8 protein-coding genes are annotated in these 12598 nt (G+C 71.0%); 6 read left to right on the forward strand and 2 right to left on the reverse strand.

What is annotated here, in order from left to right:
- Positions 1-102 precede the first annotated feature (102 nt).
- Positions 103-645, reverse strand: coding sequence for a YciI family protein (locus ACWGO0_RS07890; RefSeq protein WP_453529665.1), 543 nt, complete (start codon positions 643-645; stop codon positions 103-105).
- A gap of 12 nt (positions 646-657) precedes the next feature.
- The gene (locus ACWGO0_RS07895; protein WP_453529668.1) at positions 658-2097 is read right to left on the reverse strand and encodes a PucR family transcriptional regulator ligand-binding domain-containing protein; all 1440 of its coding nucleotides are present in this window, start codon (positions 2095-2097) and stop codon (positions 658-660) included.
- Between the two features lie 111 nt (positions 2098-2208).
- On the opposite strand from ACWGO0_RS07895, the gene ACWGO0_RS07900 reads away from it, so the two are divergent.
- From ACWGO0_RS07900 to ACWGO0_RS07925, 6 genes are all read left to right on the forward strand, one after another.
- Positions 2209-3678 (forward strand): sodium:solute symporter, encoded by a 1470-nt coding sequence (locus ACWGO0_RS07900; protein WP_453529671.1) that lies wholly within the window; start codon positions 2209-2211, stop codon positions 3676-3678.
- Between the two features lie 139 nt (positions 3679-3817).
- Complete coding sequence (gene speB / locus ACWGO0_RS07905) at positions 3818-4786, forward strand: agmatinase (RefSeq protein ID WP_453529674.1); 969 nt, start codon at positions 3818-3820, stop codon at positions 4784-4786.
- Positions 4783-6468 carry a thiamine pyrophosphate-binding protein gene (locus tag ACWGO0_RS07910; RefSeq protein ID WP_453529677.1) on the forward strand — a complete coding sequence of 562 codons (1686 nt, stop codon included), beginning with the start codon at positions 4783-4785 and terminating at the stop codon, positions 6466-6468. The genes speB and ACWGO0_RS07910 overlap by 4 nt, the downstream gene beginning before the upstream one ends.
- 139 nt (positions 6469-6607) lie before the next feature.
- Complete coding sequence (locus ACWGO0_RS07915; protein ID WP_453529679.1) at positions 6608-10336, forward strand: ABC transporter ATP-binding protein; 3729 nt, start codon at positions 6608-6610, stop codon at positions 10334-10336.
- A 272-nt stretch (positions 10337-10608) separates the two neighbouring features.
- The gene (locus ACWGO0_RS07920) at positions 10609-10956 is read left to right on the forward strand and encodes a hypothetical protein (RefSeq protein WP_453529704.1); all 348 of its coding nucleotides are present in this window, start codon (positions 10609-10611) and stop codon (positions 10954-10956) included.
- 104 nt (positions 10957-11060) lie between these two features.
- Positions 11061-12539: a S28 family serine protease gene (locus ACWGO0_RS07925; RefSeq protein WP_453529682.1), complete on the forward strand. Its 1479-nt coding sequence runs from the start codon at positions 11061-11063 to the stop codon at positions 12537-12539.
- The last annotated feature ends 59 nt before the right edge of the window (positions 12540-12598 follow it).

Below are 12598 nucleotides of genomic sequence, written 5' to 3' on the forward strand. Positions count from 1 at the left end.
AAGCGCTTGCTCAGACCTCGTCAAAAGTTACCCGCCAGTCACTGCGCCTGTCCAGGGTGATGCTCAGCACGTGATGACGTCGGCCCGGGTGGTCACCGGTCGCTATCGCCGTCCGCCGAACTGCCAGGTGTGCACCTCGATGCCGGCGTACCGGTCCGCGGTCAGGACGGCGCGTGCCGCTTCCGGGTCGGGTGCCCGGACCAGTGCCGCCGTGCCCAGCCAGGTGGCGCCGTCGTCGGACAGCAGTGGCCCGTACGCGATCAGCTCGTCGCGGTCGGGCGGCGGAGCGAGGTCGGCGGCAGCCCCCTCGCCGAGACCGAGCACCAGGTAGCGGTTGCCGCCTTCCGGGCCGCCGGGGAAGTCCCACATGGTGCGCCCCAGTGTGTTGCGCCACCGGCGCAGCAGCACGTCCCGGTACACGCCGGCCCGGTAGCCGGGCTCGTCGAAGGCGAACGCGCGGGCGGCGGCCGGGTCGGGCAGGTCGACGATGTGCACGCTGCCGGTGGGTGTGCCGCCTTCGAGGGTCGGGCCCCGGGCGATCATCTCCTTCGCGTACCCGTCCATGTAGGACCAGTGGTCTTCCAGTAGTTCGTCGCGCAGCGGCAGGGAGCCGGGCCGGTCACGGTGGTAGCAGATGAACTCCATGTCCACAGAGTGTCATTGGAGCCCCAGCGCGATCCACAGCTCCGTCCGTACGTCCATGTCGTCCAGGTCCGCTTCCAGCAGCGTCGCGCAGCGGGCGATGCGCTGGCGGACCGTGTTGCGGTGGACCTGGAGCGCGACCGCCGTGCGGTCCCAGCTGCCGTGCAAGCTCAGCCAGCAGCGCAGGGTCTCGGCCAGTGGTTCGGTGAGCGGGGCGAGGAGGGCGCGGGCGTGGGCCTCGGCCTGTTCGTGGGGGATGAGGGCGGCCATGCCTGTCGTGGGGCGGTGTACGGAGAGGGGTGCGCGGGTGGCCTCGGCGCGGCCCAGGGCGCGGGCCGCCTGGGTGTCGGCCGCCGCCAGGCCCGCTACCGGGGCGGGGGCCGAGGCGCCGAGCGTCCAGCCCGGCTGGGGGGCGATCCGGTCGGGTTCGGTGACCAGTACCCGTACGACGTGGCGGTCCGCGTCGACCAGGGCGGAGCCCAGAGCCGTGCCGAGTGCCCCGGCGGTGAGCGGGTCGGCGGGGGCGCCTCCGGGGCGGCGCGCGTGCACCACCGTCCACCGGTCGGCGGAGCCCAGGAGCGGGGTGACGTCCCCGGGGTCCGCGCCGAGCAGCAGGCGTACGAGGGCGGCCGAACGGCCCGCCGCGTCGGCGCCCTGGTGCGGGGCGGTCAGGAGGGAGAGGAGCACGACCGCGATGCCGGCCACGGTGTGGTCGCCCGCCGCACGCCGGTCCGCCGCCAGGGCGAGGACCAGGCCCTGGCCGCCGCCCAGTGCGTACGCGGACAGCTGGGTGCCGCCCACGGTGTCGGTGGCGGAGGTGGGGGCGGGGCGCGTGGCGGGGGAGACGACCCGGGCCAGGCGGAGGAGGGCTGTCCCGACGTCCGGGGCCGGGCGGCGGCCCGCCGCGTGCAGCTCCTCGCCGTCCGCGGTCAGCAGGGTCGCCCGGCCTGCCAGCTGCGTCGCCAGCTGGTGCAGCACCGCGGGCACCGGGTCGGGCCGGGCCGCCGCCGTGGCCAGGGCCTGCTGGGCCCGGGTGACCCGGCGCAGCTCACGGTGCCTGGCCTCCGCCATCAGCCGCCACACCGCCCGCGCGATCGTGGTGAACGGTGTCTCGGGCGGCACCTCCAGGAGCGGCAGACCGTGCCGGTCGCACGCCTCGACCAGCTCCCGCGGCACCGTGTCGTGCACCGGCGCCAGCCCGAATCCGAGCGCCGCCGCCCCCGCCTCCACCAGCCGGGCCACATAGGTGTCCGCGTCCTTCAGCAGCACCCCGGCACTCAGCAGCAGCTCACCGCCGAGGAGGTACGGGTACGGGTCGGCCATCTCCGATGTGTGCACCCACAGCAGGTCGGCGTGGTCGGGACCGGCGATCCGGCGCAGACCCAGGTCCTCGCGGGCGAGCAGTTCGGCGAGGGGGATGGGCGGGGTCGGCGGTGTGGTGGGGGAGTCCGGCATGGATGGTCCATCCATTCAGGGCGATGAGAATGGATGAAACGTACACTTCATGGTTGCTTATCGGCCACCTACCGTCTTCACCAACCTGTTGAGCGAGACGGAGGGAAGCCCATGGCTGTCGACTATGCCGTGATTGTTGTCTACCTGGCCGGCATGCTCGCCATGGGCTGGTGGGGCATGCGCCGCGCCAAGTCCAAGAGCGAGTTCCTGGTGGCGGGCCGTCGGCTCGGCCCCTGGATGTACTCCGGCACCATGGCCGCCATCGTCCTCGGCGGCGCCTCCACGATCGGCGGTGTCGGCCTGGGCTACCAGTACGGACTCTCCGGCGCCTGGATGGTCTTCGCCATCGGCCTCGGGCTCCTTGCCCTGTCCGTCTTCTTCTCGGCGCGCATCGCCCGGCTGAAGGTCTACACGGTCTCCGAGATGCTCGACCTGCGCTACGGCGGCAAGGCCGGACTGATCTCCGGTGTCGTCATGTGGGCGTACACGCTGATGCTCGCGGTCACCTCGACCATCGCGTACGCCACCATCTTCGACGTCCTCTTCGACATGAACCGGACCGTCGCGATCATCCTGGGCGGCTCCATCGTCGTCGCGTACTCGACGCTCGGCGGCATGTGGTCGATCACGATCACGGACATGGTGCAGTTCGTGGTGAAGACCATCGGCGTGCTGCTGCTCCTGCTGCCCATCGCGGTCATCAAGGCCGGCGGCTTCAGCGAGATGAAGGCCAAGCTGCCCACCGAGTACTTCGACCCGCTGGGCATCGGCGGCGAGACGATCTTCACGTACGTCCTGATCTACACGTTCGGCATGCTGATCGGCCAGGACATCTGGCAGCGGGTGTTCACGGCCCGCAGCGACCGGACGGCACGCTGGGGCGGCACGGTCGCCGGTACGTACTGCCTGGTGTACGCGATCGCCGGAGCCGTCATCGGCACGGCGGCCAAGGTCATGTACCCGACGCTGCCCAGCGCGGACGCCGCCTTCGCGACGATCGTCAAGGACGAACTGCCGATGGGCGTACGGGGCCTCGTGCTGGCCGCCGCACTCGCCGCCGTCATGTCGACGTCCTCCGGTGCGCTGATCGCCTGCGCCACCGTCGCCAACAACGACATCTGGTCGAAGCTGCGCGGTGTGGTCGCCAAGGGCGACGGCGAGGAACGCGACGAGGTGAAGGGCAACCGGGTCTTCATCCTGATCATGGGCATCGCCGTCATCATCATCGCGATCGCGCTCAACAACGTCGTCGAGGCCCTGACCGTCGCGTACAACCTGCTCGTCGGCGGGCTGCTGGTGCCGATCCTCGGCGGCCTGCTGTGGCGCCGCGGGACGGCGGCGGGGGCGCTGGCCGCGGTGTCGGTCGGCGGTATCGCGGTCATCGGCCTGATGGCCACGTACGGAATCCTCGCCAACGAGCCGGTCTACTACGGCCTGCTGTCCTCGCTCGCGGTGTACGTGATCGTGTCGCTGGCGACGAAGCCGACGGATGCGGCGGTGCTGTTCGCCTGGCGTGAGCGGCTGGCGGGGCGGGGCGCGGAGGACGAGCCGGAGCCGGTGAAGGAGCCCGCCGCCATCTGACCCCCTTCGTCCTCGGTCTCCCCCACGCCTTCGGGCGACGGGGGAGGCCGAGGACGGAACCGTTGCCGGGGACCCGGAACGCCACCGCACCCCGCACACTGAATAACGTACGAAACCCGAAGGAAAGGCACTCCGTCCCATGAGCAGCAACGAAACGCCGCGCGGTCCCGTCGACTCGTCCCGTGTCCCGCGGTACGCCGGACCCGCGACCTTCGCCCGGCTGCCCCGGCTCGACGAGGTCGGCACCGCCGATGTCGCCGTCGTCGGCGTGCCCTTCGACTCCGGTGTCTCCTACCGGCCCGGCGCCCGCTTCGGCGGCAACGCGATCCGTGAGGCGTCCCGTCTGCTGCGCCCGTACAACCCGGCCCAGGACGCCTCCCCGTTCGCCCTCGCGCAGGTCGCCGACGCCGGTGACATCGCCGCGAACCCGTTCAACATCAACGAGGCCGTCGAGACCGTCGAGGCCGCGGCCGACGAGCTGCTCGGTACCGGCGCCCGTCTGATGACGCTCGGCGGCGACCACACCATCGCGCTGCCCCTGCTGCGTTCCGTCGCCAAGAAGCACGGCCCCGTAGCCCTGCTCCACTTCGACGCGCACCTGGACACCTGGGACACCTACTTCGGCGCCGAGTACACCCACGGCACCCCGTTCCGCCGTGCCGTCGAGGAGGGCATCCTCGACACGGAGGCGCTCTCCCACGTCGGCACGCGCGGCCCGCTGTACGGCAAGCAGGACCTGACCGACGACGCCAAGATGGGCTTCGGCATCGTCACGTCCGCCGACGTCATGCGGCGGGGTGTCGACGAGATCGCCGACCAGCTGCGCCAGCGCATCGGTGACCGCCCGCTGTACATCTCCATCGACATCGACGTCCTGGACCCGGCCCACGCGCCCGGCACCGGCACCCCCGAGGCCGGCGGCCTCACCTCCCGCGAGCTGCTGGAGATCCTCCGCGGGCTCTCCTCCTGCAACCTGGTCTCCGCGGACCTCGTCGAGGTCGCCCCCGCGTACGACCACGCGGAGATCACCTCCGTCGCCGCCTCCCACACGGCGTACGAACTGACCACGATCATGTCCCGCCAGATCGCAGAGGCACGCTCCAAGTGACCCACGACCACCACGACGACCGCCCTCGGCTCACCCCCGCGCAGGCCGAGGCCGCTCTCAGCCCCCCGCCGGGGCGCAACGGCGGCGACCTCGTCGTCGAGAGCCTCCAGGGCCTCGGCGCCACCACCGTCTTCGGGCTGCCGGGCCAGCACGCGCTCGGCATGTTCGACGCGCTGCGCCGCTCCTCCCTCTCGTACATCGGTCTGCGCGTCGAGAACAACGCGGGCTTCGCCGCCGACGCCTACGGCCGGATCACCGGAGAGGTCGCCCCGCTGCTGCTCTCCACGGGACCGGGCGCCCTGACCTCCCTCGCCGCGCTCCAGGAGGCGGCGGCGGCCTCGGCCCCCGTGCTCGCGATCTCCAGCCAGATCCCGACCGCGGGCCTCGGCGGCGGCCGGCACGGCTATCTGCACGAGCTCCGCGACCAGAAGGCGTCGTTCCGCGACATCGTGAAGTCGGTGCACACCGTGCGTACCGCTTCCCAGATCCCGTCCGCGATCGCCGCCGCCTGGGAGTCCGCGCTCACCGCCCCGCACGGCCCGGTCTGGGTGGAGATCCCGCAGGACGTGCTGCTCGCCGAGACGATCCTGCCGGTCGTCACGGCGATGGACGCCACCCCGCGCGAGCTGTACCCGCGCCCCGAGCTGACCGTCGCGGCTGCCCACCTGCTCTCGAAGGCCGAGCGCCCGGCGATCATCGCGGGCGGCGGAGTCGTACGGTCCGACGCGAGCGGCAAGCTGCGCGCCCTCGCGGAGAAGATCAACGCCCCCGTCGTCACCACGTTCGGCGGCAAGGGCGCCTTCCCCTGGGAGCACCCGCTGTCCCTGCGCTCCTGGCTGGAGGACCGGCACACCACGGACTTCCTGGAGTCCGCGGACGTCCTGCTGGTCGTCGGCTCGGGCCTGGGCGAGCTCTCGTCGAACTACCACACGTTCGCCCCGCGCGGCCGGGTCATCCAGATCGAGGCCGACGCCGGGAAGCTGGAGTCCAACCACCCCGCGCTCGGCATCCACTCCGACGCCCGCGAGGCACTCGACGACCTCCTCGACGCGGTCGAGGCACGCGAGGACGAGACGGCCGCCGAGCGTGTCGTGACGGTGCTGGAGAAGGTACGGGCCCGGATCGACGCCCAGGACCTCACCCTGGAGCAGCAGGTCCTCGCCTCGGTACGCGAGGCACTGCCCGACACCGCGCCCAGCTTCTGGGACATGACGATCCTGGCCTACTGGGCCTGGTCCGCCTTCGACGCCCGCCACCCGAACACGATGCACTCGGCCCAGGGCGCGGGCGGCCTCGGCTACGGCTTCCCGGCGGCGATCGGCGCGGCGGCGGCCGACCCCACGAAGCCGGTCCTCGCGGTCTCCGGCGACGGCGGCGCGATGTACTCCATCGCCGAACTGGCGACGGCCAGGCAGTACGGCCTGCCCGTCACCTGGCTGATCGTCGACGACGGCGGCTACGGCATCCTGCGCGAGTACATGACCGGCGCGTTCGGCGAGGCCACCGGGACGGAACTCTCCCGCCCCGACTTCGTCGCCCTGGCCGAGTCCTTCGGCGTCCCCGCGGTCCGTACGACCCCGGAGTCCCTCACGGAGGACCTCGGCAAGGCCCTGGCGGCCCCCGGCCCCTCCGTGGTGGTGCTCCCGGCCCTGCTGAGGATGTTCGAGCCGACGCATCTCTGACGGCATCAGCGGTCCCTTCGTCCTAGGACTGTCCTAGGACGAAGGGACCGTTTGTGTTGCGGCGGGATGAAATCCGCTGCTGAGCGCGTTGGTGACTTCCGGTAGATCAGGTGGACAGCGGGTCGAACGGGAGGCACCGGTGGAGGGCGCAGAGCAACAGGGGTGGGGCCGGCGGCTGACCGGATACGCATGGCGCTACAAGCGCAATGTGGTGCTGGCGCTGGGTTCCTCGCTCGCCGGTATGGCCGTGATGGCCCTCGTCCCGCTGATCACCAAGGTGATCATCGACGACGTGGTCGTCGGCCACACCCGTTCCCTCGCCGTCTGGACCGGGCTCCTCATAGTCGCGGCCGTGCTCGTCTACATCGCCACGTACATCAGGCGGTACTACGGCGGCAGGCTCGCCCTCGACGTACAGCACGACCTGCGTACCGAGATGTACACGACGATCACCCGGCTCGACGGGAAGCGGCAGGACGAGCTGTCCACCGGCCAGGTCGTGGGGCGCGCCACCAGCGACCTCCAGCTGATCCAGGGCCTTCTCTTCATGCTCCCGATGACGATCGGGAACGTCCTGCTCTTCGTCATCTCCCTGGTGATCATGGCGTGGCTCTCGCCGCTCCTGACGCTCGTCGCCCTGGCCGTGGCCCCCGCGCTCTGGTTCATCGCCCGCCGCTCCCGCACCCGCCTCTTCCCCGCCACCTGGTACGCCCAGAGCCAGGCCGCCGCCGTCGCCGGAGTCGTCGACGGCGCCGTCTCCGGGGTCCGCGTCGTCAAGGGGTTCGGGCAGGAGGACCAGGAGACCGGCAAGCTGCGCGAGGTCGGACGCCGCCTCTTCGCCGGGCGGCTGCGCACCGTCAAGCTGAATTCCCGCTACACCCCGGCCCTCCAGGCCGTGCCCGCGCTCGGCCAGGTCGCGATGCTGGCGCTCGGCGGCTGGCTCGCCACCCGGGGGGAGATCACCCTCGGTACGTTCGTCGCCTTCTCCACCTACCTCGCCCAGCTGGTGGGCCCGGTCCGGATGCTGGCCATGGTCCTCACCGTCGGCCAGCAGGCCAGGGCAGGTGTGGAACGCGTCCTGGAGCTGATCGACACCGAGCCGACCATGCAGGACGGCACCAAGGAACTCCCGGCCGATGCCCCGGCGCGCGTCGAGTTCGACGACGTGAGCTTCGGTTACGACGAGGAGCGGCCCGTCCTCGACGGCTTCTCGCTCACCATCGAGCCCGGCGAGACCGTCGCCGTCGTCGGCTCATCCGGCAGCGGCAAGTCCACCGTCTCGCTCCTGCTGCCCCGCTTCTACGACGTCACGCACGGCGCCGTCCTCGTCGGCGGCCACGACGTCCGCGAGCTCACCCAGGAGTCGCTGCGGGCCGCCATCGGGCTCGTACCGGAGGACAGCTTCCTGTTCTCCGACACCGTCCGGGCCAACATCGCGTACGGATTCCCGGACGCCACCCAGGAACAGATCGAGGAGGCCGCGCGCTCCGCGCAGGCCCACGGCTTCATCACCGACCTGCCGAAGGGGTACGACACCACGGTCGGCGAGCACGGGCTCACCCTCTCCGGCGGTCAGCGCCAGCGCGTCGCGCTCGCCCGCGCGATCCTCACCGACCCCCGCCTGCTGCTCCTGGACGACGCCACGTCCGCCGTGGACGCCCGCGTCGAGCACGAGATCCACGAGGCCCTCAAGCAGGTCATGGCGGGCCGCACCACCCTCCTGATCGCCCACCGCCGCTCCACGCTGGGCCTCGCCGACCGGATCGCCGTCCTCGACAAGGGCCGGCTCGCCGACATCGGCACCCACGAGGAGCTGGAGCGGCGCTCCGCGCTCTACCGGCGCCTCCTCACCGACCCGGACGAGCTGGGCGGCACCTCGCCCGGCCACCGGCCGGTCAGGGCGGACGTGCGCGAGGACGACCGGATGCTCCAGGAGGAACTGGAGGCCGAGTTCGACGCCGAGCACGGCATCACCCCCGAGCTGTGGATCCGCAAGGACGAGCCGCGCGGCACGGTGGCGGACGGGATGCCGGCCACCCCCGAGCTGCTGGCCCAGGTCGACGCGCTGCCGCCGGCCACCGACACCCCGGACATCGACGAGGCGAGCGCCGTACGGGCCGAGGATTCCTACGGGCTGCGCAGGCTGTTGCGCGGCTTCGGGCTGCCGCTGCTGGTGAGCCTGGGACTCGTCGCCGTCGACGCGGGCATGGGCCTGCTCCTGCCCGTACTGATCAGGCACGGCATCGACGAGGGCGTCACGCAGCTGGCGCTCGGCGCGGTCTGGGCCGCCTCCGGGCTCGCCCTGTTCGTCGTACTCGTGCAGTGGCTCGCGCAGATCGGCGAGACCCGGATGACGGGCCGCACCGGTGAGCGCGTCCTGTACTCGCTCCGGCTCAAGATCTTCGCGCAGCTCCAGCGCCTCGGCCTCGACTACTACGAGCGCGAGCTGACCGGCCGGATCATGACCCGGATGACGACGGACGTGGACGCGCTGTCCACGTTCCTCCAGACCGGACTCGTCACGGCCTTCGTCTCCGTCGTCACCTTCTTCGGCATCATGGTCGCCCTGCTCGTCCTCGACCTCCAGCTGGCGCTGGTCGTCTTCGCCACCCTGCCGGTCCTGGTCATCGGGACGTTCTTCTTCCGCCGCAAGAGCGTCGCGGCGTACGAGCTGGCCCGTGAGCGGATCAGCGCCGTCAACGCCGACCTCCAGGAGTCCGTCTCCGGGCTCCGCATCGTGCAGGCGTTCGGCCGCGAGCGGGACGGCTCCGAGCGGTACGCGGCGAGCAGCGACCACTACCGCCAGGCCCGGGTACGCGGCCAGTGGCTGATCTCGGTCTACTTCCCGTTCGTCCAGCTGTTGGCCTCCGTGGCCGCCGCCGCCGTACTGATCGTCGGCGCGGGCCGTGTCGACAACGGCACCCTGACCACCGGCGCGCTTGTCGCGTACCTCCTCTACATCGATCTGTTCTTCGCCCCCGTGCAGCAGCTCTCCCAGGTCTTCGACGGCTACCAGCAGGCCACGGTCTCGCTCGGCCGCATCCAGGAACTCCTCCAGGAGCGGACGTCCACGGCCGACCCCGACGAGCCGCTGGACGTGCTGTCGCTGCGCGGCGACATCGCCTTCGAGGACGTGTCCTTCGCCTACAACGGTGAGGAGGAGGCGCTCACCGGTATCGACCTGCGCGTCCCCGCGGGTCAGACGGTGGCCTTCGTCGGTGAGACGGGCGCGGGCAAGTCCACGCTCGTCAAGCTCGTCGCCCGGTTCTACGACCCGACGGCCGGCCGGGTCACGGCGGACGGCACCGATCTGCGCAAGCTCGACATGACCGCGTACCGGCACCGGCTCGGAGTCGTACCGCAGGAGGCGTACCTCTTCGCCGGTACGGTCCGCGACGCCATCGCCTACGGCCTGCCGGACGCCACCGACGCACAGGTGGAGGCGGCGGCGCGGTCGGTCGGCGCGCACGAGATGATCGCCACGCTCGACGGCGGCTATCTGCACGAGGTCGCCGAGCGTGGCCGTAACCTCTCGGCCGGCCAGCGCCAGCTGATCGCCCTCGCCCGCGCCGAACTGGTCGACCCGGACATCCTGCTCCTCGACGAGGCGACCGCCGCCCTGGACCTCGCCACCGAGGCCCTGGTCAACCAGGCCACCGACCGGCTCACCGGCCGCCGCACCACCCTGGTCGTGGCGCACCGGCTGACGACGGCGGCCCGCGCGGACCGGGTCGTGGTGATGGACCACGGCCGGGTCGTCGAGGACGGCACCCATGACGAACTGCTCGCCAGGGACGGGAAGTACGCCCGGCTGTGGCGTACGTTCATCGGCGAGGACGAGCCGGTGTCCAACTCGTCCGTGGTGTGACGGGCCATCTTCGTGCAACCTTCGGACGGCCACCCGCGTCGTACGCATGTACGCGCACGTCTCGGGTAGGGCCAATGCGTTCGATGGGGATGGTGAGACCACTGAGGTCATCGAGACTGCCGGGATCCGCACGGAAATTCGCCGGGAGAGTCGGCGGGAGTGGCGAGGGGAGAGCCGCCGGGCTTGGTGCGGGGAGAGCTGCCGGGCTTGGTGCGGGGAGAGCTGCCGGGCGTGGTGCGGGGAGGGCCGCCGGTAAGCGCGCCCTCGCGTATCTGCTCGTCCTGCCGCTGCTGGCGTCCGTCGGCCTCGCCCTCGGCGCGCCCGCCCAGGCCGCCGGAGTCTGTTCCGGGCGGCCGGCGAAGACGGTGCCCTTCGCCAAGGGCGAGCTGCGCGTCTACAAGAGCCGCGCCTACGTCTGCGCCGTCACCGTCGCCAAGAAGCCGGGCCCCCGCCGTGCGATGAGCGTCAAGCTCCAGGCGCGCGGCGGCAACCCGGTCGTCGACAAGGGCCGTTTCACGACGCGGGCGGGCCCCGTGACCGTCTACGCACTCCACCGCTGCGTCCGCGCGACCGGCGCCGTGGCGGGCAGTTCGGCCTCCACCGGATGGATCCTCTGCTGACCTCCACCTGGCCCCTTGTTGAAAGACCAGTCAACTGGGTCTGGCGTGGCACGTGTTGCCCCCGCTAGGTTCACGGCGAATGTCGTGAATCAAGGGGAGGGTGCATGCGCAAGGCGCTCAGAGGGTTTCTGTCGCTCGCGGTGCTCATAGGCACTGTCAGTGCGGCCGGAGCCTCGGCCGGTGCGGCCACCGCCGCGGAACCGACCGCGACGCAGAGCAGCACGATCAGCAGCGAAGCAAGCAGCGAGGACATCAAGGACCGCATCCTGGCCATCCCGGGGATGAGTCTGATCCAGGAGAAGCCGTATCCCGGATACCGCTACTTCGTCCTCAACTACACCCAGCCGGTCGATCACCGGAACCCGTCCAAGGGCACGTTCCAGCAGCGCATCACCCTGCTGCACAAGGACACGACCCGGCCGACGGTCTTCTTCACCAGTGGCTACAACGTCTCCACCAACCCCAGCCGCAGTGAGCCGACGCAGATCATCGACGGCAACCAGGTCTCGCTGGAGTACCGCTTCTTCACCCCGTCCCGCCCGGCGCCCGCCGACTGGTCCAAGCTCGACATCTGGCAGGCGGCCACCGACCAGCACCGGGTCTTCAAGGCGCTGAAGAAGATCTACACGAAGAACTGGCTGACCACCGGCGGTTCCAAGGGCGGCATGACCGCCACGTACTTCGAGCGCTTCTACCCGAAGGACATGGACGGCGTCGTCGCCTACGTCGCGCCCAACGACGTGGTGAACAAGGAGGACTCGGCGTACGACCGGTTCTTCGAGAACGTCGGCACCAAGGAGTGCCGCGACCGGCTGAGCGGTGTCCAGCGCGAGGCGCTCGTCCGCCGCGAGCCGCTGGAGAAGAAGTACGAGGCGTACGCCGCCGAGAACGGCTACACCTTCAACACCGTCGGCTCGCTCGACAAGGCGTACGAGGCCGTGGTCATGGACTACGTCTGGGCGTTCTGGCAGTACAGCACGCTCGCCGACTGCGAGGCCATCCCGGCCGACGCCCCGAACGCCACCGACGACGAGATCTGGGGTTCGATCGACGGTATCTCCGGCTTCTCCTTCTACGCCGACCAGGGCCTGAGCCCGTACACGCCGTACTACTACCAGGCGGGCACGCAGCTCGGATCCCCCGACATCAAGCAGCCGTGGCTCGGCGACCTGAGCCGCTACGGCTACCAGCCGCCGCGCAACTTCGTGCCGAGCGACATCCCCATGACGTTCCAGCCGCGGGTGATGCGGGACGTGGACACGTGGGTGCGGCACAACGCCAACCGGATGATGTACGTCTACGGGCAGAACGACCCGTGGGGTGCGGAGCCCTTCCGCCTCGGCTACGGCGCCCGTGACAGCTACGTCTACACCGTGCCGGGCGGCAACCACGGCTCCAAGGTCGGTGGACTCGTCGCCGACGAGAAGGCCGAGGCCATCGCGACCATCCTGCGCTGGGCGGGGGTCGCCCCGGCGGCCGTTCAGGCCGACCCGGCGAAGGCGAAGCCGCTGGCCGCGTACGACGCGGGCCTGGACAAGCGGGACGCGAAGACCGAGCGGCGCCAGGGCACGCTGCGTCCCTGACGCGCTGACGCACTGACACCGAGAGCGGGCTGCGCCCGCCGGGTTCCGGATTTCGGACC

Source organism: Streptomyces sp. NPDC055749 (genome assembly GCF_053617235.1).